Consider the following 22,825-nt stretch of genomic DNA (forward strand, 5'->3'; position numbering starts at 1 on the left):
GATGTCGCTCTCTCTGACTCAGACCAAACCGCTGCCCAATCTGCGCCCGTTGCTGTGGCTGCTGTTGCCGCTGCTGGTGCTGACCACACTGTTTTTCTGGCCGCTGTCGCTGATTGTTGAGCAGGCGCTACGCGACGCCAACGGCAACGTCGGGCTGGACACCTTCTGGCAGGTGGTTGAATCCCGGCGCTTTGTCAGCGCGCTGATGAACACCCTGCAAATTGCGCTGACCGCCACCGCAGGCTGCCTGCTGCTGGGCAGCGTGCTGTCGTTAATTCTGGTGTTTATCCCGTTTCCCGGCAGCGAACTGATTGGCCGGGTGGTGGATACCTTTATCGCGCTGCCCACCTTCCTGATAACCCTGGCCTTCACCTTTATTTATGGCTCGGCGGGGCTGCTTAACGGCACGCTGATGCAACTGTTCGCCTTCGAGTTACCGCCAGTGGATTTTCTCTATTCGATGCAGGGGGTGATTCTGGCGGAGATCACCGTCTTCACGCCGCTGGTGATGCGCCCGCTGATGGCGGCGCTGCGCCAGATTGATAAAAGCCAGCTCGAGGCGGCCAGTATTCTCGGCGCGCATCCGCTGCGGGTGATTGCGCAGGTGATCTTCCCGGCGGCGCTACCCGCGCTGATGGCGGGCGGCAGCCTGTGTCTGCTGCTGACCACCAACGAATTCGGCATCGTGTTGTTTATTGGCGCGAAAGGCGTCAATACCCTGCCGATGATGGTCTACAGCAAAGCGATTCTGGAGTCCGACTACAGCGTCGCCTGCATGATTGCGTTGATTAACATTGTGCTGTCGCTGGGGCTGTTCTCGCTCTACCGCCTGGCGGCGACGCGCACGGGCGTAAGGAGCTAACCATGTTGATTTGGTCGCGCAAAGGGCGCGTCGCAGCGGGCGCGGTAGCCACCGCGCTTGCCAGCGTCTTCTTTTTCCTGCCGCTGGCGGTGATTTTAATGTCCAGCCTGAGCCAGCAGTGGAACGGCATTCTGCCGAGCGGCTTCACGCTGAACCACTTTGTGAATGCCTTTCGCGGCGCGGCGTGGGATGCGCTGATCGCCAGCCTGATCATCGGCTTTTGCGCCAGCCTGTTTGCGCTGCTGTGCGGCGTCTGGGCGGCACTGGCGCTGCGCCAATACAGCGGCAAGGTGCAAAAGGGGCTGAGTATGCTGTTCTATTTGCCGAGTGCGATCCCTTCGGTTTCCGTCGGGCTTGGTATTCTGGTGGCCTTCAGCCAGGGGCCGCTGCAGATGAACGGCACGCTGTGGATTGTGCTGGCGGCGCACTTCGTGCTGATCTCCGCGTTCACCTTCAGCAACGTTTCCACCGGGCTGGCGCGGGTGTCTGCCGATATTGAAAATGTCGCTTCAAGCCTCGGTGCTTCGCCGTGGTACCGCCTGCGCCACGTGACGCTGCCGCTGCTGATGCCGTGGATGGTATCGGCGTTGGCGCTGAGCCTTTCGCTATCGATGGGAGAGCTAGGTGCGACGATGATGATCTACCCGCCGGGCTGGACGACGCTGCCGGTGGCTATCTTTAGCCTGACCGATCGCGGCAATATCGCCGATGGCGCGGCGCTGACTATCGTGCTGGTGGCGATAACGCTGCTGTTGATGATGAAGCTGGAGCGCGTGGCGAAGCGGTTGGGGCAGAAATAAAAAACCTCCCCCTTAAAAAGGGAGAGGGAGCATATCGGTGCCGCTGAAGTATTGTGAAGTAAAGCACCGCACTCAACGGTCCCCTCACCCATTTGGGGAGAGGGTTAGGGTGAGGGGAAAAGAGGGCACATAACTAAAAACGGTCCCCCTCTCCCCCTTTAGGGAGAAGGTGAGAGTGAGGGGCGTATGTTGGCCCGAAAGTCAAACCCTCACCCCCACCCTCCCCGTAAAAGGGGAGAGAGGGTTTTTCACGCTAACTTAGAACCAGGCTTCAAACATCCCGCCGAAGTTCAGTGAATCCAGCTGCTCGTCCTGCGTTCCGTTCACCTTCGCGGTACGCTTGTTATCAACCTGGCCGCCGGTCACGTAGAAGCGCAGCATTGGGCGGAATTCCGGGCCCATGCCAATCGCGATGTTCTGCGACAGAGTCAGCTTCCAGCCGTGGTTATCACCGCCCTGATCGTAATCTACGCGCTGGTAACCCGCTTCCAGCCAGGTGGAGTGCACGTCGTTCCAGAAGTACATTGGACGCACGATCGCGCCGTAGTTTTTACGGTTGTCGGTGTTGTCTTTGCTGTTGTCGTAGTCGTGGAAGGCCAACAGGTATTCCACCTGCGCCTGCTGGGTGAACTTGTAGTTACCTTCGAAGCTGGCGTAGATAGCGGTCAGCCCGTCGGTTTTGTTGAATACGCTGTTATCCGAGTTATCGGAGTAGCGCAGGATAACCTTGTTCACGCCGCTGTCATCGCTGTTGGTGTGGCTGAACAGCAGGCCGCCCTGCCAGGCATCCAGCTGCTTGTCGTTATCCACCGCTTTAGAGTCGAAGCCGTAGTTAGCGTAAACCTCAACGTCAATCGGGCCCGCTTTGATGTTGTGGGTTTTGGTGGTTAGCGCGTAGTGGCCGTCGTCACCGGTATCGGAGCTACCGGTACAGGTGATGCGCGATGGGTTGGACTCATCGGCCATCACTTCCGGGCTACAGGATTTCACCTGCGACACGGTGGCTACGTCAAACTGTACGCCGCCCACGTCAAAGTTTTTCACCCCTGCGCCCTGGCCGTCGTGGTTCATCCAGAAGTAGTCGTTGATACCCTGTTGTGGACGCTGGTGGAAGTCGCGGCCCGCCCAGATATAGGCGTTAGGGTTAGATTCCAGTACGTTGGTGACGCCAACGTAGGCTTTTTTCAGGTTAACTTCGTCACTCCAGTGGTCGAACATGACGTTGATATCCCAGATAGCACCTTTGCTGCTCTTAAAGGCTTTAGTTAACTGGAATTCACCACCGTTCCCTTCGTTACCCAGACGACCAATCGCTGAGGCACCGTTATAGGAACCGTCCACGCCAACGTATTTCTGGTCACCGGCCTGGAAGTGTGCGCCGTAGCGCGCATAGCCGCTGAACTTCAGGCCGAACGGCACTGCCATATCTGGCGTTTGTGCGGCGCTTTGCGGGTTGGTTTCCAGATCCACCTTTTTGGCCTGGGCAGCGTCCATCTTAGCCTGGCGGTCTGCCAGGGCTTTATCGACGGCCTTGGCCACAATGGCGTCAATTTGTTCCTGAGTAAACTCTTGTGCCATTGCAGAGGAAAGCGGGCAAAGGGCGGCAATAACCGCCATAGCTAATGGAAGTTTTTTTACAGTTTTCATGGTTATCTCAAATTAATTAATTATATTTTCAGACAATAACCATCCCGTCCGGGTGGATAACTATCATTGCCACCTAAACAAGCTGATTTTATTTATTTTCTCGTAGGGTACCGTTAAATCGTTAGCGTAATTAATGTCTCCGAAGTTAAATGAAATTTAATATTAACGTTGATAAAGATGAATAATTTCTTCCGAAAGTTCACGAGCAAGTAACGAATTCATCAAATGATCCTGCGCGTGTACCATAATTAGGGTCATGGGCTGACGCGCGTCACCTGCATCCTGCTCAATAAGCCTGGTTTGCATATGGTGCGCCTGGCGGGCATAGCCATCGGCTTCCCGCAGGAGATTTCTGGCTTCCTCCATTTCACCCTGGCGTGCGGCGTGTAGCGCCTCAAAGCACAGCGATCTGGACTGGCCCGCGTTAATGATTATTTCCATTACCGCGTCCTCTAACCTAACCATAATAATATCCTCTAACTATTTAAAGTTATGATAAAAAGAGGTCGGAAATAATATATCAATGCTTACTGTTAAATTTATCTGACTTAACTAACGGTTCCAGGTTATGGCGCAGTTGATTTTAACGTCTGCACTTTGTTTTTCATTAATAAACGAATTTCAGGGTACAGCAATAGTCAATACATGGCCGCAGAGGTCAGCATATAAATAACGCACGTGATCACCGAGTTTAGCGTCCATGAATAATGGTTCGCGAAACCACGAATGATAACGAGAGTTCATTTAAACATCTTTTTCGCGCGCTGAATAAATCAGCGGCAGAGCATATTTTTGTTCATTGATGCCCATCCTCTAAATGTAAAAAGTTATTGCGATTGTGATTTGATATGAAACTGAAACCGGTTTCTATTCATAAAATCAAGAAGTGTGACATCCATCAATTTCTCATGCTTATGAGACAAATTATTTCGTCCTGGCTCACAGAAAATTGTCGTTTGGGGGGAGTGGGCATGCATTGCATACGAAGTGTCTATGAGAAAACGAAACGAGTTGGGGAGGGGAACGCTGTTCTACCCGAGGCCGCTGCGCTCGCCCGGGTTGGCATGACTATTCGTAGCCCGGCCGAACGAAGTGACGCCGGGAAACCCCAGCGCCATCAGCCATGACAACGTTATTTAGTCGGGCACTGAATGCTGTTAATCGCCTTCTCATAGGCAGGACGATCGTTCTTATCCAACGCCCGCGTGGCGCTCTGCACCGCCGTTTTGTTCTCTGCTGAATCCAGAATACGGTTGGCAAACTGCGTATCGCTCAGCCCACTGCTGGCCGGGCAGTTCTGCTTCACGTCCTTCACCACCTGCTGTTTTTGCTGCTCAAACTTAAGTCCTTCCAGCGGTGAAGCTAACGCCACGGCGGGCAGTAACAGGGAGGCGGCGAGTGAAACAACAATACTGACTTTCTTCATTGCGAATATCCTTATGTTCATGCGCTTAGTTAACTATAGACGCATTCCCCAGTACGTCATTTTGCGTGGCGCTTTCCCGTAAAATGAAGGTGTTGCATTGGTACGCTAAAACCTTCCGTAGCGGCTCGTAGAAACGGTAAATCACGCCTGCTTTCTCGGCATCTTGTGCGTAGAGTCCTACCATTAGCTCTTTGGGTGACGGAACGCCATGACCACTTCCACGCCGCATGATGCGGTCTTTAAACAGTTTTTATGTCACCCGGAAACGGCGCGGGACTTTTTGGCTATTCACCTGCCGGAAACCTTGCGAGCACTGTGCAATCTGCAAACGCTAAAACTGGAATCCAGCAGTTTTATTGAGCCCGGTCTCCGCGCCCGCTATTCCGATGTGCTGTGGTCGCTACAGACGACGGAAGGGGAAGGCTATATCTACGTGGTGATTGAGCACCAAAGCTCACCCGACCCGCATATGGCATTTCGGCTGTTGCGCTATGCGCTGTCGGCGATGCAGCGCCATCTGGATGCAGGCCACCCGACGCTACCGTTGGTGATCCCCATGCTTTTTTATCACGGTACGCAAAGTCCCTATCCCTTCTCGCTGTGCTGGCTGGATGAGTTTGCTAATCCGGCGGCGGCGAGGGCGCTCTATGCCGATGCGTTCCCGCTGGTCGATATCACGGTGGTGCCGGACGACGAGATTATGCAGCACCGGCGCATGGCGCTGCTGGAACTGGTGCAAAAGCATATCCGCCAGCGCGACCTTCTGGGTCTGGTAGATAGGCTGGCTCTGCTGCTGGTTACGGGATGTGCTAATGACAGCCAGATGGAAGCGCTGTTTAATTATTTACTGCGGTCGGGAGATGCGGTTCGCTTTCACGAATTTCTCCAGGCGGCGGTAGCACGTTTACCTGAACAGAAGGAGAAGATGATGACGATTGCGGAGAGGCTGCGGGAAGAGGGGCATCTGGCGGGATTGCAGGTGGGGGTTCAGCAGGGGCTGCAACAGGGTATCCAGCAAGAGGCTCAGCGTATTGCCCGTACCATGCTCGAAAACGGCATAGATAGCGCCCTGGTTCAGCTGATAACCGGGCTTTCAGCTGATGAACTGGCGTCGTTGCAGCACTAAAACCGGGCCCGATAGCCTGGTGCTATCGGGCAGTACGGTGCTATGCGGTCCTGGTTCTGCGGCGTGAATCCAGAGAAATCAGCACCACCGAGGAGAGGATCAGCAGCGTGCCCAGCCAGTCCGGCAGGGTAAAACTGATGCCCAACAGCAGCAGCGAGAGTAGTGCGCTGCTCAGCGGTTCGGCGCAGCTGAGAATACTGGCCTTAGGTCCACCGATCATCTGCGCGCCTTTAAGATACAGGCTAAAGGTGAGGGAGGTGCCAATCACCACCAGGTAGAAGAACGCCAGCAGCAGGTTGCCGGTAATCACCACGTTGGCGCCATCTCCCGCGTAAAACGGCAGCAGCATCGCGCCGCCGAGCAGCATGCTCCAGCCGACGATCGGCAGCGTGCCGTAGCGGGCAATCAGCGTGGACGGGTAGGTGGTGTAGAACGCCGCAGCGAAGGCCGAAGCGATCCCCCAGAACAGCGCCGCGCCGGAGATTGAGAGCGACGTTGGGTCGCCGTGGGTGACCAGCAAGAACGTGCCGATAAGCGAGGTGGCGATGGCGGCAAAGACGAAGCGCCCTGGGCGGGCTTTGCGCACGATGGCGAACCAGGCAACGATAATGGTCGGCGACAGGAACTGCAAAATCGTCGCAGTGGCGGCGTTGGATTTTTCAATCGCCAGCAGGAAGGTGAGCTGTACGGTCATCGCGCCGACAAGGGAGAACAGCAGCAGGCTGAGAATGTCTTTGCGGTCTTTCAGGATGCGGAAAATGCCGTCGCCGTGCAGGAAGGAGAACGTCAGCAGGATAAAGCCACCGGAGAGCAGGCGAATCATCGTCAGAAACGGCGACGGCATCTGGCTGTGTTCCATGATGTACTGCGCACAAACGCCTGAACTTCCCCACAATATCGCTGCAACTAAGACGTTCAGCATCCCTTTTCTGGTGGCACCCATTTTTCCTCAACCCTGTCATATGATTTTATTCTGGCGGGCATCATAGCATGGGCAGAGGCTTGCCCCCAGCGGTGCGCCGGGGGCAAAAGGGTTAGCTGAGGTCGACGTTTTTGCTGCCGAAAAGCCAGGTCAGCAGGAAGCCAAAGAAGTAGGCCACCAGCAGGCCCGCCGCGTAGACCGCCATCCCGGCGTAGATGCCGCTGTGCGAGGTCATCAGCGGCAGCGCCACCAGGCCGGACGGGCCAAAGACGGTGTTGAGGCCAACCGGCAGCCCGAGCCAGGCCACCAGACCGATAAAGAAGCCCCCGCAGGCGCCGCCGAGACAGGCGGTGACAAACGGCTTCATGCGCGGCAACGTGACGCCGTAAATCAACGGTTCGCCCACGCCGAGCAGGCCGGGAATGATGGCGCCTTTAATCTGCGTACGCAGCAGGGAATCCTGCTTCGCGCGGACGTAGAGCGCCAGCGCTGCTCCCACCTGGCCCGCACCGGCCATTGCCAGAATGGTGAACAGCGAGTTGAAGCCCTGCGCTTCCATCAGCGCAAAATAGACCGGCACAAAGCCCTGATGCACGCCGAACATCACTGCCAGCAGGAACAGACCGGCCAGCACCGCAGAGCCGAACGGGTTGCCGTTGAGGTGCAGGAACAGCCAGGACATTCCGGTAAACAGGTAGCCGCCGATAGGCATAATCACCACGAAGGTGACTGCGCCCATGATCAGCAGCGTCACCGCCGAGGTGAGGATCATATCCAGGTTAGCCGGCATGATGCGGCGCACCCGTTTTTCTACCCACGCGCCGATAATCGAGGCGATCAGCACGCCGATAATATTGCCGCGCGGATCAATACCGTGACCGAAGAAATCGGTGATACCGGAGTAGAAGCCGACGGTGGCTTTTGGGTCATAGCCGAGGATAAACAGCGCGGCGATGATGGCGCCGTTGACGCCGGAGCCGCCAAAGGCTTTCTGCGCGTTATAGCCAATGAGAATGCTCAGGAAGGTGAACATCCCTTTGCTGAAGATTTTCATGTAGCTGATGATACCCACCAGCGTGGCGTTGGGGTGCGCGTTCTCCAGCACGAAAAGCTGCTCGGCGAGCGTGGCAAAGCCCAACAGCAGCCCGACGGCGATAAAGCCTGGAATCAGCGGGGTAAAGATGGTGGCAAACTTCGCCAGAAACTTCTGCACGCCGCCGGTCTGTTTGCCCTTTAGCTCCTGTTTTTTGGCGCTGGCGATATCGGCGAGTGACTCGCCGCTGGCGGGTGTTTGCTGCGCGGCAGGTTCGTTTTCCAGCAGTTCGTTCATCAGCTCGGCGGCGCTTTGCGCTTTGCCCGGCCCGAGGATTATCTGAAACTGCTCCTCGCTGACGACCACGCCCAGCACGCCTTCGACCTGGCGGATGGCCGCCACGTCGGCGTGGACGTCGCTGCGTAAGGTTAAACGCAGACGGGTCATGCAGTTACCCGCCTGGACTACGTTCGGCGCACCGCCAACCAGGTCGAGGAGGCGAGCTATCATCGCTTTATTTATTTTGGCCATTCCACGGTATCCCCAGTCAGTCGAATCAGTGATTTAACGCTTTACGAATAAAGCCGTTGTTATCCGCCAGCAGCTGTTTGGCTTCTTCGGCGCTCAGGTTTGCCAGCACCATCACGATGGCGGTTTTGCAGTGACGTCCGCAGGCGTCAAGCGCCGCCTGCGCGGTGTCGCGGTCGCATTCGGTGGCTTCCATTACGATGGAGACCTGACGTTCAATCAGCTTGGCGTTGGTGGCTTCCACATCCACCATCAGGTTGCTGTAGACCTTGCCGCTGCGGATCATCGCGCCGGTGGTAATCATGTTCAGCACCAGCTTCTGCGCGGTGCCAGCCTTCAGGCGGGTAGAGCCGGTGACCACTTCCGGGCCGACGACCGGGGTGATGGCGATATCTGCGCGCTGCGCCATTTCGCCGTGCGGGTTGCAGCTCACAATGGCGACCAGCGCGTTTTGCTGGTGGGCATATTCCATTGCGCCGAGCACGTACGGGGTGCGCCCACTGGCGGCGATGCCGACCAGCACATCGCGTTCGTTAAAGCCCAGCGCCTGTAAATCTTCTGGGCCGCGCGCCGCGTTGTCTTCCACGTTTTCTACGGCTTTCAGAATGGCGGTATGGCCACCGGCAATCAGGCCAACAACCTGTTCCGGGCGGGTGCCAAAAGTCGGCGGGCATTCGCTGGCATCGAGAATGCCTAAACGCCCGGAGGTGCCCGCGCCGATATAAATCAGGCGCCCGCCGTGGCGAAATGCCTCTGCCACGGCATCAACGAGCTGGGCAATCTGCGGAATGTAGGGGGTGATCGCATGGGCAACCAGCTGATCTTCGTTGTTAATCACCGTCAGCATCGCTTCAGTGGAGAGGGTGTCAATGTTAGCGCTGTTGGCGTTGCGGCGTTCGGTCAGCAGTTTGCTCAGGTCGATACTCATCAGGAAACCTCATCATTCTCAGTGGCAGGCAGTATAAGGAATTAATTATTCCAATCATGTGAAGAGTATCACGATTAGCACGTTGGGGGTACGCGGTAATTTCGATGATGTCAGGAAATTCGCGGTAATAACATTGGAATATTTTATTACCGCGAAAGGGATTATTGCGCTACACGAGGCTTCAGCAGACCGAAGAACAGCGCCAGACCGTAGGAAATGACCATGGCGAGGCTCATCTTAAGCATCGTTTCGCCGCCAAGGCCCGCAAGCGGTGCGGCGATGCCGCCGCAGACGAACATCAGCGTGCCCATCAGCGCGGAGGCGGTGCCTGACTGCGCGCTATCCACCGCGTTCATCGCTTCGGCTCCAGAGACGGTGCTGATGCCGCTCATAAACGACACGGTGAAGAACAGCCCCACCAGCGCCAGCACGGCGTGCTGTTGCCAGGCGAGCAGTAGCGTCACCAGCGCGCAGAATACCGCCAGCAACAGGCCGCGTCGCAGCAAGGTTTCTGCGGGAGTGTGGTGGGCCAGGCGGGAGAAAATCAGCGCGGCAATAATCAGCCCGATGCCGTTCAGGCCAAACAGCAGGCTGAACTGCATGGCGCTCATGCCGTATTCACTTTGAATGACAAACGACGACGAACCGATGTAGGAGAACAGCCCGGCCATCATAAAGGCCTGAATCAGGCAGTAGCGCATAAAGCGGCGGTTTTTCAGTACCGGCGTACCTTTAGCCTGCTGCGTGGTATTCGCGCTTTTTGGCGGCAGCGTTTCGTGCAGCACCACGAGACTTAAGGCCAGCAGCACTGCGCCGATCCCCGCCATCGTCCAGAACAGAATGCGCCAGTCGAAGGCGGTGATGATATAGCCGCCCAGCACCGGTGAAAGCACCGGGGCGATGCCGTTGACGGTCATCAGCAGGGCGAAAAACTGCGTCAGCTGTGTGCCCTGATAACGGTCGCGGGCGATCGATCGTGACAGCACGGAACCGCCTGCACCCGCGAAGCCCTGCAGGAAGCGCCAGGCGATCAGCATATGGATATCGTGGGTAACGGCGCACATCGCTGAGGAGAAGATAAACAGCAGCAGAGAGAGTGCCAGCGGCTTGCGGCGGCCAATGCGGTCGCTGAGCGGGCCGAAAAATAGCTGGCCGAGACCCAGGCCGATAAGCGCGGCGGTGAGCGACAGTTGGGTTTGGGTGCCGGTGGCGCTCAGTTGATCGGTGATTTCCGGCAGCGCCGGTAGGTAAAAGTCGGTGCACAGTGGGCCGATGGCGCAAAGCAGGCCCAGCACCACGACCCAGGAAAGGGAAATACGCGACATGAAAGCTCCTTTTTTATTTTTCATCATCAATGTGGGGGATGGTGCTTGTTGCACCCTCACCCCGGCCCTCTCCCTGGAAGGGAGAGGGAGAAAACCCGCGCCGTAATTAACTTACGACACCGAACGGTCCCTTCGCCCATTGGGGGGGGGGAGAAAACCCGCGCCGTAAGTAACTTACGACACCGAACGGTCCCTTCGCCCCTTGGGGGGGTGAAAACCCGCGCCGTAAGTAACTTACGACACCGAACGGTCCCTTCGCCCATTGGGGGGGAGAAAACCCGCGCCGTGATTAACTTACGACATCGAACGGTCCCTTCACCCCTTGGGGGGAGAAAACCCGCGCCGTGATTAACTTACGATATTGAACGGTCCCCTCGCCCCTTCGGGGAGAGGGTTAGGGTGAGGGGAAACCCCCGCACCAACACATCAGCTCGCTCCGCCCCCCAGCGACTGCCACAGCGTAATCCGGTTCGCCAGATCCGTCTCCTGTAGCGCAACCAGCGTCTGCTGCGCCGACCATAACGTACGCTGCGCCGTCAGCGCGGTCAGGTAATCCCCGACGCCCGCCTGATAGCGCTTCATCGCCACGTCCAGCGTCTGCTGTTCCGCCGCCACATACTGGCGCTGGGCATCCAACTGCTCGCTCAGCGTCTGGCGACGCGCCAGCGCATCCGCCACGTCTTTAAACGCGCTCTGAATCGTCTTCTCGTAGGTGGCAATCAGCCCCTTTTTCTCCGCCTCGGCGTAGCGCAGCTGCGCCAGATTGCTGCCGCCGGTAAACAGCGGCAGTGAAATGGACGGCGCAAATGACCAGACGCTCATGCCGTGGCTAAACAGTGACGATAGCGCATCGCTGCCCACTCCGGCGCTGGCGGTGAGGGAAATGGTTGGGAAGAAGTTGGCGCGCGCCGCGCCGATATTGGCGTTGGCGCTCTTCAGATTGTGCTCCGCTTCCTGAATATCCGGGCGCGTCAGCAGTACGGAGGACGAGACGCCCGCCGGGACCAGTGAGATGGTGTTGGCGGCCAGGCTCTCCAGCGTGCCGGGCAGCAGGGAGTCCGGTACCGTTTCGCCTGCCAGTAGGTTAATGGCGTTTTTATCCTGCATTACCAGCGTCTGATAGCTGGCGACGCTGGCGCGGGCCTGCTGATAGACGCTCATCGCCTCGCTGACGTCGGTGGCCGCCGCGGTGCCAACCTGCTGCTGGCGCTGGACGATTTTCAGCGAGTCCGCGGCGCTGGCCATGGTTTGCTGCGCCAGCGCCAGATTGCTGTTATCCGCCGCCAGCGTCACCCACGCGCTGGTCAGCTCGGCAATCATCGTCAGACGAGTGTTCTGCGCGGTGAATTTGCTGGCAAGCCAGGTTTCTCGCGCCGCGCGGGACAGGCTCTGATTACGGCCAAACAGATCCAGCTCGAAGCTGGAGACCGCGCCGTCGGCCTGCGTAGTGGTGCTCACCCCGTTAGCCAACGTACGGCTGCGGGTGTTGCTGAGCTCGGCGTTGACGGTTGGCATCAGCGACGCGCGGGTTTCGCCGTATTGCGCGCGGGCGGCGTCAATGTCAGCAATCGCTTTTTGCACATCGCGGTTGCTGTTAAGCGCCTGGCTCACCAGCTTTTGCAGGCGCATATCGTTCACCACCTGCTGCCAGTTACCGACAACCGCGGTGGCTTCGCCGTGGCTGCCCGGCAGGCTCGCCGGGATAGGCGCGTCCGGGCGCTGATAGTTGGGGTCCATCGACACGCAGCCAACGCTCAGGAACGCAATAAATAACAAAGACAAACGAAACATAACTTACTCCTGACGACCGCGTTTACCGGCGAACAGACGTTTCACCAGCACAAAGAACAGAGGAACAAAGAAAATCGCCAGCAGGGTAGCCGTCAGCGTACCGCCGATAATCCCGGTACCGATGGCGACGCGGCTATTCGCGCCCGCCCCGGTGGCGATCGCCAGCGGCATTACCCCGGCGATAAACGCCAGTGAGGTCATGATGATCGGACGCAGACGGGTTTGTGCCGCTCGCATGGCCGCGCGGGTCAGCGAGTAGCCCTGTGCCACGGAGGCTTCGGCGAACTCGACGATCAGAATGGCGTTTTTCGACGACAGCCCGATGGTGGTCAACAGCGCTACCTGGAAGTAAACGTCGTTGCTGAGCCCGCGCATCCACGCCGCCAGCGCCGCACCAAGCAGGCCGAGCGGGATAACCATGATGACCGAGAACGGCACCGACCAGCTCTCATACAGCGCTGCCAGACAGAGGAACACCACCAGAATCGAGATGGCGTACAGGCTCATCGCCTGACCGCTCGCCAGTTTTTCCTGTAGCGACAGGCCGCTCCATGCCCAGGTGGTGCCGGCAGGCAGGCTGTTGGCCAGCGCTTCCATCTTCGCCATCGCCACGCCGGAGCTAAAGCCGTCGGCGTTTTCGCCCTGAATTTCATAGGCGGCGGAGCCGTTGTAGCGCACCAGGCTTTCCGGGCCGTATTCCCAGCGGGTGGTGGCGAAGGCGGAGAATGGCGTCATGCTGTCATCGCTGCCGCGCACGAACCATTTCCCGAGATCCGACGGCACGGCGCGCGCGTCGCTATCGCCCTGGATATAGACCTTTTTCACGCGCCCGCGGTCGATAAAGTCATTCACGTAGGTGCCGCCCCAGGCGCTGGAGAGCGTCGCGGTGACATCGCTCAGCGACAGGCCCAGCGAGACGGCCTTGTTGTTGTCGATATCCACCTGAAGCTGCGGCATCTGCGGCAAATCGTTGGCGCGTACGGCGTGCAGCGATGGGTCCTGGTTGGCGGCCTGAATCAGCTGGTTGCGCATTTTCAGCAGCGTATCGCGGTCGGTCGCGCCGTTGGCCATCAGCTCGAAGGTGAAACCGTTGCTCTGCCCCAGGCCATCAACGGCGGGTGGGGTCATGGCGAACAGCGTGGCGTCACGAATACTGCTGAGCTCTTTGGTAGCGCGCAGCGCAATAGCCTGCGCGCTGTTCTCTTCGCCCGGACGCAGCGACCAGTTTTTCAGCGCTACGAAGGCCATCCCGGCGTTCTGCCCGCTGCCGCTAAAGCTGAAGCCATCGACGGTGAAAATGACGTTGGTGTTGGCTTTCTCTTTGGTCAGGAACCAGTCGATCACCTGCTGGCGCACCTCGGCGGTACGGGAAGCCGTGGCACCTGCGGGCAGGGTGTACTGCACCATCACATCGCCCTGATCTTCTACCGGCAGGAAGCTGCCCGGCAGTTTCCACATCGCCAGCGCCATGCCGCCGCAGATGGCGAGATACACCACCATCACCACGCCGGAGCGGCGCAGGACGTTCATCACCCGGTGTTTGTAGCCGTGCTCGGTGGCGCTGTAGAAGCGATTAAACTTGCCGAAGAAGCCCTTTTTATGCGGCGGCGTGTGGTGAAGAATGGAGCCGCACAGTGCGGGCGTCAGGGTCAAGGCGACCACCACCGACAGCATCATGGCGGAGATAATAGTGACCGAGAACTGACGGTATATCACCCCGGTGGAGCCACCGAAGAAGGCCATCGGCAGGAACACCGCCGACAGCACCAGCGCGATGGCAATCAGCGCGCCGGAGATTTCGCCCATCGATTTTTCGGTGGCTTCGCGGGCGGGCAGCCCTTCGTCGCGCATAATACGCTCGACGTTTTCCACCACCACGATGGCATCATCCACCAACAGGCCTATCGCCAGCACCATGGCAAACAACGTCAGGGTGTTGATGGAGTAGCCGAACAGCGCCAGCACGCCGAAGGTGCCGAGCAGCACCACCGGTACCGCCAGCGCCGGGATCAGCGTCGCGCGGATGTTTTGCAGGAACAGGTACATCACGCAGACCACCAGAGCGATGGCCTCAAACAGCGTTTTCACCACGTCTTCAACGGAGATCTTGATGAATTTGGTGCTGTCTTTCGGGAAGGCGACCTCGTAGCCCTGCGGCATATTACGCTGGAACTCGGCGATTTTGTCCTTCACGCGGGTGGCGGTATCTAGCGCGTTGGCGCCCGGCGCCAGCATCACCGCCACCCCGGCGGCCGGGTGGCCGTTCAGCTTGGCGGTGGCGGTGTAGTCTTCGCTGCCCATCTCAACGCGGGCGACGTCGCCAATGCGCACCACCGAGCCGTTGGACTGGCTTTTCACGATGATATCTTTGAACTGCTCGACCGTTTGCAGGCGCGACTGCACGCGCACGGTGGCGGTAAGCTGTTGGGTAGCTGGTGACGGCAGCGCGCCGATTTTACCGGCAGAGACCTGCACGTTCTGTGCTTCAATTGCCGTTTCGACGTCGGACGGCATCAGCGAATAAGAGGCCAGTTTTGCCGGGTCCATCCAGATGCGCATAGCGTATTCCGCGCCGAACACCTGCAGGCTGCCGACGCCTTCAATACGCGCCATCGGGTCCTGCATGTTGCTGACCAGCCAGTCGGCGATATCCGAGCTGGTGGCTTTGTCGGTGGTGTCGTAAACCGCCATGATCAGCAGGAAGCTGCTCTGGGATTTCACCACCGTTACGCCCGCCTGCTGAACTTCGCTCGGCAGACGGGATTCCGCCTGCTGCACCTTGTTCTGCACCTGAACCTGCGCGGTATCCGGGTCAGTACCCTGCTCGAAGGTGACGTTGATGCTGACCGTGCCGTCCGAGCTGCTGGTGGAGGAGAAGTAGAGCAGGTTATCGAGGCCGGTAAGCTGCTGCTCAATCACCTGGGTGACGCTGTTTTCCAGCGTGTCGGCGGAGGCCCCGGTGTAGGAGGCGGAAATCTGGATGGTTGGCGGGGCCACGTCCGGGTACTGCGCCACCGGCAGCGTCTGGATAGCCAGCATCCCGGCGAGCATGATCAGAATAGCGATAACCCAGGCGAAGACCGGGCGACGCACGAAGAAGCGAGAGAACATCAGGCTTTGCCTCCGTTGCTTTGCACGGCAACGGGTTTCACCGTCTGCCCAACCGTCACTTTATCGGTGCCTTCCACAATCAGCTGGTCGCCGTTTTTCAGGCCGCTTTGTACCAGCCACTTGTCGCCGTAGGTGCCGTCGGTTTCCAGCGTGCGCTGCTCAACCTTGTTATTGGCATCCACCACTAACGCGGTGGCGTTGCCCTTCACGTCGCGGGTAATACCCTGCTGCGGGGCAAGAATCGCCTCGCTCATCACCCCTTCGTCAATGCGGGCGCGCACGAACATGCCCGGTAGCAACTGGTGCTGCGGGTTCGGGAACACGGCGCGCAGCGTAACCGAACCGGTGGACTCATCCACCGCCACTTCGGTGAGCGCCAGGCGGCCTTTTTCGCTGTAGGTGCTGCCGTCTTCCAGGGTCAGCGTCACGCTCAGGGTATCGCTGTTGGTCGCCAGCGACTGCTTGCGCAGGCGCAGCAGGTCGACGCTGGAGCGGGTGAGGTCAACGTAGATGGTGTCGAGGCCGCGAATGGTAGCTAGCGCAGTGGTCTGTTCGGCGGTGACCAGCGCCCCTGGCGTGACGGAAGAGATGCCGATGCGCCCGGTAATCGGCGCGGTGACGGTGGTCCAGTCGAGGTTAATGCGCGCGCTCTCAAGCGCCGCTTTTTTCGACTCGACGCTGGCTTTGTCCTGCGCACAGGTGGACTGCGCATCGTCGGCATCCTGCCGCGAGACGCCGTTATCTTTCACCAACAGCGCGTAACGCTGCGCTTTCTGGCAGTCGGCGACGACCAGTGCCTGCGCCTGCTTCAGCGCGGCGGCGGCTTCGTTATAGGTGGCGCGGAAGCTGGACGGGTCAATCTGGTACAGCGGCTGGCCCGCTTTGACGTTATCGCCTTCATTAAAAAGCCGTTTCTGGATGATGCCGGAGACCTGCGGGCGCACCTCAGCGCTCAGTGCGGCGGTGGTGCGCCCGGTCAGGTCACTGACCACGGAAACGGGTTGGCTTTGTAATGTGACGATACCCACTTCCTGAGCGGGACGCTCAGGAGAGGCGGTTGGCGCATTATCGCATCCGCTCAGGAGAAATAATGCCGCGATGGTGGTTGTTATGTATTTCATATTTTTCTCAGGGTGAACGACACCCTCCTCGCCGAATAGGGGTGAGGATTTCAGGTGTAAAAAAGCCTGCGTCTCCGGAGGGCCGGAAACGACAAAAGGGGGATAAAAATATCCCCTGGTATCTAAATGGAATTAATTATTTTGCGGATACGAGCATATTAATAATTTCCTGATAGATTTTTTCCATCTCGTCAGACGCTACCTGTTGGGGGATCTGACGACGATAAATCGTGCCTTCGACCATCACCGCCATCACTTCTACGCAGCAGCGGATTCGGCTTTCACTTAACTCGGGATAGGTTTTACGCAGATGCTCGCAGGCGTTGGCGAACATGCGTTCATCTGCGGCTTTCAGCCAGGCGGCGACCTGTGGATTGCGGGTGGCTTCGGCGGACATCTCCAGCATCAGCGCATCGTCATCTTCGCTCAGCGTTTCGCGCCATGCCAGCATGTGCGGCATCAGATGGGTTTGGGTTTTACCCTCCATCTCGGCGATGCGATGGTCGATAATCCGACGGATCATCTCTTCGATAATAGCGTCTTTGTTGCTGAAATAACGGTAGATTTGCCCGACGCTGAGCTTCGCCTCGGCGGCAATCTGCGACATGCTGGCGGCATGAAAACCGCTCTGGCGGAAACAGCGCCGCGCGGCGGTAATGATGTCGTCCTGCCGGGCTTTTTGCCGGGCCTCCAGTTTGCTGCTCATTGCGGGTCTCCACCGTTTTGAAACGATGAGAACGATCGTTCTCATTTTGTGTTCATTATACGTAGCGAAAGCGTGATGAAAAGCATTTTCTGATACTGATTTTTTATTTTTTTCTTTGCTCAGAAAATAATGGAGAAAGAAAGAATTTTTTGTGAAATTACTAAGGACGGCCAATAAAAATAATGGAGAAAATATGCCTTTTGTTATTAAAGAAATTATTACGCAGGAAGATAAAGACGAATTACTCACTGGGCTTCGCGCCTATAACCGCCAGTTTGTGGACACCACGGACTGGTGCGATATCTGCGTTTACCTGCGCGACGAACAGGACGTGATGCGCGGCGGCCTGATTGGTCAGCGTAAAGGCGACTGGCTCAGTATCGACTATCTGTGGGTGTGCGAAACGGTGCGCGGCGACGGGGTCGGCAGCGAGCTTATCAAGCGCGCGGAGGCGCTGGCGCGGGAGAAAGGGTGCCGCCATGCGCTGGTGGACACCATCAGCTTCCAGGCGCTGCCGTTTTATCAAAAGCAGGGGTATGAACTGGCGAAAACGCTGGAAGATTTCCCGCTGGCGGGGATGGCGCGGCACTATCTGACCAAGGCATTGTGAGGGTTGCCGCGGATGGCGCTGCGCTTATCCGGCCTACAGATTGGAGTAGGCCGGATAAGGCGTAGCCGCCATCCGGCGCTGTTTTACGCGTGCCGGGTTTTCAACGGTGCCTCTTTCAGCCACCACGATAGCAGGAACGCCACCACCATAATGCAGGCCGCCATAATAAACGCTGCGTGAATCGCCGAGCCAAAGGCGCTGAGATAATCGCTGCGAATGGCGTCGGGCAACTGGTGGATCGCCACCGGGTTCATCCCCGGTGGAATCGCCGCGCCTTCAGGTAACAGGCTGGTCAGCCGCGATTGCAGCACTGAGGTAAACACCGCGCCAAACAGCGCCACGCCGATAGAGCCACCAATCGAGCGGAACAGCGTCACCCCCGAGGTTGCCACGCCATAAAGGTTCGCCGCCACGGTGTTTTGCACCGCCAGCACCAGCACCTGCATCACCATCCCCAGGCCCATCCCCAGCACGCCGGTAAACAGATACAGCTGCCAGGTCGGCGAGGTAATGGTAATGCGCGTCAGCAGCACCATCCCGATAAAGCCCATCAGCGTCCCGACGATGGGGTAAATCCGGTATTTCCCGGTGCGGCTAATGGCCCGCCCGCTGATAATCGAAGTCAGCAGCAGCCCGCCCATCAGCGGGATCAGCTGCAGCCCGGCTTCCGTCGGCGTGGCGTTTTTCACCACCTGCAGATAGAGCGGCAGGAAGGTCACCGAGCCGAACAGCGACATACCGATGATAAAGCCAATCAGGCTGCACAGCAGGAAGCTGCGGTTACGGAACAGCGAGAGCGGAATAATCGGCTCAAACGCCAGCCGCTCTTCATAGATAAACCCAGCGATACCAATCAGGCCAAAGGCCAGAATGCACCACAGCTGCGGGTCGCTCCACTCGCGCACCGTGCCGCCTTCGGTGGTGAACAGGATGATGCACACCAACGCCATGGTCAGGTAAATCGCCCCCAGCCAGTCAATCTGATGCTGGCTGCGTTTGTTGCTGGAGTGGAATACCGCGCCAATCACAAACAGCGCGAACAGCCCCAGCGGCAGGTTGATATAGAAAATCCAGCGCCAGGAGGCGTGTTGCACGATAAAGCCACCGATAAGCGGCCCGATAACCGTCGCCAGACCAAACACGCCGCCGAACAGCCCCTGATAGCGCCCGCGTTCGGCAGGCGGGATCACGTCGGCTACCGCCGCCATGCTGATCACCATCAACCCGCCGCCGCCAAGCCCCTGAAGGGCGCGCATCAGCACCAGCTGCGTCATGTTCTGCGCCAGCCCGCATAGCGCTGAGCCGGCGAGGAACAGCAGAATCGAAATTTGCAGCACCCGCTTGCGGCCAAATAGATCGCCGAACTTACCGTACAGCGGCACCACGATGGTGGAGGTGAGGATATAGGCCGTCACCACCCAGGAAAGCTTGTCGAGGCCGCCCAGCTCGCCGACAATGGTCGGCAGCGCGGTGGAGACTATCGTCTGGTCGAGCGCGGAGAGCAGCATCACCAGCAGGAGCGCGCTGAACAGCAGACGGACTGAGGTGACACCCGCCTGTTGAGGCGGCTGTGCGTTCGTCGTCGTTTCGGATGCCATCATGTTCTCACTTGAAATTAATTAAATGTATAATTAATATTTATTGAAGATCACCCAGAGGTCAAGAGATCCCGTTTCTATGCCAGCACAAAAAGACCATTTCGAGCCGCGTAAACCCGGTCGCCCGCGCGGCAGCAAGCCGGATGCGGCAAAGCGTGAACAGCTGATAGACATTGCCCTGCAGCTGTTTTCCCGGCAGGGCATTGCACGCACCTCGCTGAACGCCATTGCCCGCGAAGCCGGGGTGACGCCTGCCATGCTGCATTACTATTTCAATTCACGGGAGCAATTGCTCGACGTGATGATCGAAGAGCGTTTTCTGCCGCTGCGCGCGAAAATAAGCGGCGTGTTTGGCGATTATCCCGACGAGCCGGTTAAAGCGCTGACGGCGATGGTGAAAACCCTGTCGGCGATTGCCGCCGAGCACGAGTGGTTTGCCCCGCTGTGGATGCAGGAGGTGATTGGCGAAATGCCGGTGCTGCGCCAGCATCTGCACGCTCGCTTTGGCGACGATAAATATCACGCCACGCTGGCGATGGTGAAACGCTGGCAGGATGAGGGAAAAATCAACCCGCACCTGAGCGCGGAGCTGCTGTTCACTACGCTGTTAAGCCTGGTGCTGGTGCCGTTTTCCCGCATGCGTAACGACGAGCGGCTGGCGATGCTGACGCCGGAGGTCATCACCAACAACGTACTGGCGGTGATCCAGCAGGGGATTGGCCCAATGTCGGCCCGATAAGCGTAGCGCCATCGGGCACGATGCGGCACATTGCCGGATGGCGGCGTTGAACGCCTTATCCGGCCTACCGGCTAAACTGGTTACTCTCCGCTAACGCCTTAAACCACAGCCCGTTGCGCTTAATCTGCCGCTCACCCGTTTCAAGATCGAGACGGTAAAAACCGTAGCGGCGCTTAAACGAGTTGAGCCACGACCAGTTGTCGATAAACGTCCACTGGTGCACGCCGAAGCAATTCGCGCCGTCGGCGATGGCGCGGTGGAGCTGCACCAGATGTTCTTCCATCAGACCGATGCGGAAGCCATCTTCAATCACTCCATCTGCCTGTACCGGGCCTTCGGATTGCAAATCCATGGCGATGCCAATTTCGGCGAGATACCACTTAATATTGCCGTAATTGTCGCGAATATTGACGGCAATATCGTAGATAGCCTGCGGATGAATTTCATTGTTATCGCGGTACGGATTAAAGCGGCCGTTCGGGTCGACGTAGTTTTCGAAGTAGTACTCCGGTGAGAAATAGTCGAGGGTGTACGGGGTCTCACGCGCCTGGACGCGACGCGGCACGTAGTAGTTCACGCCGAGGAAATCGATCCTTGAATCGGTAATCAACGACACTTCCTGTTTGGTGGTTTCCGGCAAGCAGTTATGCAGCGCCAGTAGCTCGCACAGCTCTTTCGGGAACTGGTGCTTCACCAGCGGGTCGAGGAAGCTGCGGTTAAATAACAGGTCGGCATACCACGCCGCTTTTTTATCTTCCGGCGAGTCGTTGCGGGTATAGGACGGCGTTAGGTTTAACACCACGCCAATCTCGCCCGGCAGCTGCTGTTGGCGGTAGCATTCGACCGCTTTGGCGTGCGCCAGCATGATATTAAACGCCACCTGTGCGGCCAGTTTGCCGTCTTTTTTACACGGATAGTGGAAGTCGTACAGGTAGCCACCTTCTACCGGCACAATCGGTTCGTTGAAGGTGATCCAGTATTTGATTTTATGGCCAAACAGGCGAAATGCGGTGGCGGCAAAGCGGGCGAACAGGTCGGTGACGTGCTTTGACTCGAAGCCGCCGTAGCGGTTTTGCAACGCTTCCGGCATATCAAAATGGTAGAGGTTGACCATCGGTTCGATGCCGTTAGCGATCATTTCGTCGAAATAGTCGTTATAGAAACGGACGGCGTCGGCGTTCGGTTCGCCGGTTTCGAGATCGTCTATTAGCCGTGACCACTGAATTGAGGTGCGGAATGAGTTGAAGCCGATGTGCTTCATCAGCGCCACATCTTCTTTGTAGCGATGCAGCGTGTTACAGACCGTCTCCGGTCCTATTCCCTGGAAAAAGCGTTCCGGCTGTGCGGCGTGCCAGCTGTCCCAGATGGAGCGATGAGGCTTGCCCTCTGCGCCTTCGGTTTGTGGGCCAGAGGCAGCAGCGCCCCAGAAGAAGTGGTTCGGAAACGCGTAAGTGGTCATTGAATCTCCTGAAATAAAGCTGCGCTGTGGCAGCAAATGACGTTATCGCCATCGTTGGCAAAAAGACCGGGGGAGCCATCTTCGCTGGTTGCCGCTTCGTTTTCCGCGCGCTTGATCACTGTTTTCGCGCCTTGCTTCAGGCATAGACGCAGGCGCAAGACACTTCTTTACAGCACCGTTTGAGCGGGCTCGCTAAGATACGCCTCGTACTTTGACGAGGTCATGATGAGCGAATTTTTCCAGCGCCGCCGCGTATACCGCTGGCTGCGCGAAATTATCGTGCTGTTGCTGTTAGCCGCGGTGCTGATGTGGGGCGTTGACCGCTTCCGCAGCCCGACGCTGCCCGACACCTTCTCCGGCACCACCATGCAGACAATAGACGGCCAGCAGCTGGATTTCGCCGCGATGAGCGAGACCCGCCCGCTGCTGGTTTATGTCTGGGCGACCTGGTGCAGCATCTGCCGCTTTACCTCGCCGTCGGTTGAAAAGCTGAAGAAGCAGGGCGGCAACGTGGTGAGCATCGCCCTGCGCTCTGGCGATGATGCGCGGCTGGCGACGTGGATGCAGAAAAAACAGCTGACCATGCCGGTGGTGAACGACGCGCGCGGTGAGCTGGCCCAGCGCTGGCAGGTCGAGGTGACGCCAACGCTGGTGGTTATCGACAAAGGCAAACCGGTTAGCGTGACGACCGGCTGGACGAGCTACTGGGGCATGAAAATGCGCCTGTGGTGGGCGGGCCTGTAACCCTTATACTATTGCGATATTGATAATAGTCTATTGCGATTTATACCATTTATGTAATCAGTCCGCGGTCGTATCCTTCTTCGCATCACGTTACCGAGCGTAACGTCCCTTACCGAACAGGATACGACCATGAAAACCCTTACCGCGATTTTTGCTGCTTCCCTTCTCTCTGCCGCTGCCTTTAGCGCCTCTGCGCAAAGCGTCACGGCGACCGCCACTACGCTGGACTCCGCTGAAGCGGCGATTGCGCAGAAAGCCAAAGAGATGAACGCCTCCGACTATAAAATCACCAGCGCACGCATGGGCAACACCGTGACCATGAGCGCTGAGCTGTACAAATAAGCGGGGG

At 58.0% G+C, this 22,825-nt stretch carries 20 protein-coding genes; 7 read left to right on the forward strand and 13 right to left on the reverse strand.

Features of this window, described 5'->3' with window-relative positions; genetic code table 11:
• The first annotated feature begins 1 nt into the window (after position 1).
• Positions 2 to 862, forward strand: coding sequence for a 2-aminoethylphosphonate ABC transporter permease subunit (gene phnU, locus ACLGE8_RS18050; protein WP_411000201.1), 861 nt, complete (start codon positions 2 to 4; stop codon positions 860 to 862).
• Between the two features lie 2 nt (positions 863 to 864).
• Complete coding sequence (phnV, locus tag ACLGE8_RS18055; protein ID WP_411000203.1) at positions 865 to 1,662, forward strand: 2-aminoethylphosphonate ABC transport system, membrane component PhnV; 798 nt, start codon at positions 865 to 867, stop codon at positions 1,660 to 1,662.
• Between the two features lie 258 nt (positions 1,663 to 1,920).
• Here the strand turns inward: phnV and ACLGE8_RS18060 are convergent, their stop codons facing one another.
• From ACLGE8_RS18060 to ACLGE8_RS18070, 3 genes are all read right to left on the reverse strand, one after another.
• Positions 1,921 to 3,309 carry a carbohydrate porin gene (locus tag ACLGE8_RS18060; protein WP_411000205.1) on the reverse strand — a complete coding sequence of 463 codons (1,389 nt, stop codon included), beginning with the start codon at positions 3,307 to 3,309 and terminating at the stop codon, positions 1,921 to 1,923.
• A 162-nt stretch (positions 3,310 to 3,471) separates the two neighbouring features.
• Positions 3,472 to 3,774, reverse strand: coding sequence for a PTS lactose/cellobiose transporter subunit IIA (locus ACLGE8_RS18065; RefSeq protein ID WP_185668108.1), 303 nt, complete (start codon positions 3,772 to 3,774; stop codon positions 3,472 to 3,474).
• Between the two features lie 667 nt (positions 3,775 to 4,441).
• Positions 4,442 to 4,735 carry a YicS family protein gene (locus tag ACLGE8_RS18070; protein WP_411000207.1) on the reverse strand — a complete coding sequence of 98 codons (294 nt, stop codon included), beginning with the start codon at positions 4,733 to 4,735 and terminating at the stop codon, positions 4,442 to 4,444.
• A 208-nt stretch (positions 4,736 to 4,943) separates the two neighbouring features.
• Here ACLGE8_RS18070 and ACLGE8_RS18075 point away from each other — a divergent pair, with 208 nt between their 5' ends.
• Positions 4,944 to 5,861, forward strand: coding sequence for an Rpn family recombination-promoting nuclease/putative transposase (locus ACLGE8_RS18075; RefSeq protein WP_411000209.1), 918 nt, complete (start codon positions 4,944 to 4,946; stop codon positions 5,859 to 5,861).
• 40 nt (positions 5,862 to 5,901) lie between these two features.
• Here ACLGE8_RS18075 and ACLGE8_RS18080 read toward each other — a convergent pair whose 3' ends face one another.
• From ACLGE8_RS18080 to ACLGE8_RS18115, 8 genes are all read right to left on the reverse strand, one after another.
• A complete protein-coding gene (locus tag ACLGE8_RS18080) occupies positions 5,902 to 6,804 on the reverse strand; it encodes an EamA family transporter (RefSeq protein WP_411000211.1) in 903 nt (300 codons plus the stop codon).
• Between the two features lie 91 nt (positions 6,805 to 6,895).
• On the reverse strand, positions 6,896 to 8,347 hold the full coding sequence (gene murP / locus ACLGE8_RS18085; RefSeq protein ID WP_411000213.1) for a PTS N-acetylmuramic acid transporter subunit IIBC: 1,452 nt from the start codon (positions 8,345 to 8,347) through the stop codon (positions 6,896 to 6,898).
• A 25-nt stretch (positions 8,348 to 8,372) separates the two neighbouring features.
• Positions 8,373 to 9,272, reverse strand: coding sequence for an N-acetylmuramic acid 6-phosphate etherase (murQ, locus tag ACLGE8_RS18090; RefSeq protein ID WP_411000215.1), 900 nt, complete (start codon positions 9,270 to 9,272; stop codon positions 8,373 to 8,375).
• A 161-nt stretch (positions 9,273 to 9,433) separates the two neighbouring features.
• Positions 9,434 to 10,597: a multidrug effflux MFS transporter gene (locus tag ACLGE8_RS18095; RefSeq protein ID WP_411000217.1), complete on the reverse strand. Its 1,164-nt coding sequence runs from the start codon at positions 10,595 to 10,597 to the stop codon at positions 9,434 to 9,436.
• Positions 10,598 to 11,023: 426 nt separating this feature from the next.
• Positions 11,024 to 12,388 carry an efflux transporter outer membrane subunit gene (locus ACLGE8_RS18100; protein WP_411000219.1) on the reverse strand — a complete coding sequence of 455 codons (1,365 nt, stop codon included), beginning with the start codon at positions 12,386 to 12,388 and terminating at the stop codon, positions 11,024 to 11,026.
• 3 nt (positions 12,389 to 12,391) lie between these two features.
• Positions 12,392 to 15,499: an efflux RND transporter permease subunit gene (locus ACLGE8_RS18105; RefSeq protein WP_411000221.1), complete on the reverse strand. Its 3,108-nt coding sequence runs from the start codon at positions 15,497 to 15,499 to the stop codon at positions 12,392 to 12,394.
• Positions 15,499 to 16,620 (reverse strand): efflux RND transporter periplasmic adaptor subunit, encoded by a 1,122-nt coding sequence (locus ACLGE8_RS18110; RefSeq protein ID WP_411000223.1) that lies wholly within the window; start codon positions 16,618 to 16,620, stop codon positions 15,499 to 15,501. The genes ACLGE8_RS18105 and ACLGE8_RS18110 overlap by 1 nt, the downstream gene beginning before the upstream one ends.
• Positions 16,621 to 16,756: 136 nt before the next feature.
• Positions 16,757 to 17,326, reverse strand: a complete 570-nt coding sequence (locus ACLGE8_RS18115) for a TetR/AcrR family transcriptional regulator (RefSeq protein WP_411000225.1) — start codon at positions 17,324 to 17,326, stop codon at positions 16,757 to 16,759.
• A 193-nt stretch (positions 17,327 to 17,519) separates the two neighbouring features.
• On the opposite strand from ACLGE8_RS18115, the gene ACLGE8_RS18120 reads away from it, so the two are divergent.
• The gene (locus ACLGE8_RS18120; protein ID WP_411000227.1) at positions 17,520 to 17,936 is read left to right on the forward strand and encodes a GNAT family N-acetyltransferase; all 417 of its coding nucleotides are present in this window, start codon (positions 17,520 to 17,522) and stop codon (positions 17,934 to 17,936) included.
• 83 nt (positions 17,937 to 18,019) lie between these two features.
• On the opposite strand, the gene ACLGE8_RS18125 is transcribed toward ACLGE8_RS18120, so the two are convergent.
• Positions 18,020 to 19,534 (reverse strand): MDR family MFS transporter, encoded by a 1,515-nt coding sequence (locus ACLGE8_RS18125; RefSeq protein ID WP_411000257.1) that lies wholly within the window; start codon positions 19,532 to 19,534, stop codon positions 18,020 to 18,022.
• Between the two features lie 79 nt (positions 19,535 to 19,613).
• Here ACLGE8_RS18125 and ACLGE8_RS18130 point away from each other — a divergent pair, with 79 nt between their 5' ends.
• Entirely contained in the window at positions 19,614 to 20,273 is a 660-nt protein-coding gene (locus ACLGE8_RS18130) for a TetR/AcrR family transcriptional regulator (protein ID WP_411000229.1), read from the forward strand.
• Between the two features lie 64 nt (positions 20,274 to 20,337).
• On the opposite strand, the gene ACLGE8_RS18135 is transcribed toward ACLGE8_RS18130, so the two are convergent.
• Complete coding sequence (locus tag ACLGE8_RS18135) at positions 20,338 to 21,732, reverse strand: glycoside hydrolase family 1 protein (protein ID WP_411000231.1); 1,395 nt, start codon at positions 21,730 to 21,732, stop codon at positions 20,338 to 20,340.
• A 222-nt stretch (positions 21,733 to 21,954) separates the two neighbouring features.
• Here ACLGE8_RS18135 and ACLGE8_RS18140 point away from each other — a divergent pair, with 222 nt between their 5' ends.
• A complete protein-coding gene (locus tag ACLGE8_RS18140; RefSeq protein WP_411000233.1) occupies positions 21,955 to 22,476 on the forward strand; it encodes a protein disulfide oxidoreductase in 522 nt (173 codons plus the stop codon).
• Positions 22,477 to 22,605: 129 nt separating this feature from the next.
• Positions 22,606 to 22,818 (forward strand): DUF1471 domain-containing protein, encoded by a 213-nt coding sequence (locus ACLGE8_RS18145; RefSeq protein WP_411000235.1) that lies wholly within the window; start codon positions 22,606 to 22,608, stop codon positions 22,816 to 22,818.
• Positions 22,819 to 22,825: the final 7 nt, after the last annotated feature.

Origin of the sequence: Kluyvera sp. 142486 (genome assembly GCF_046569695.1) — a bacterium.
GTDB lineage: Bacteria > Pseudomonadota > Gammaproteobacteria > Enterobacterales > Enterobacteriaceae > Kluyvera.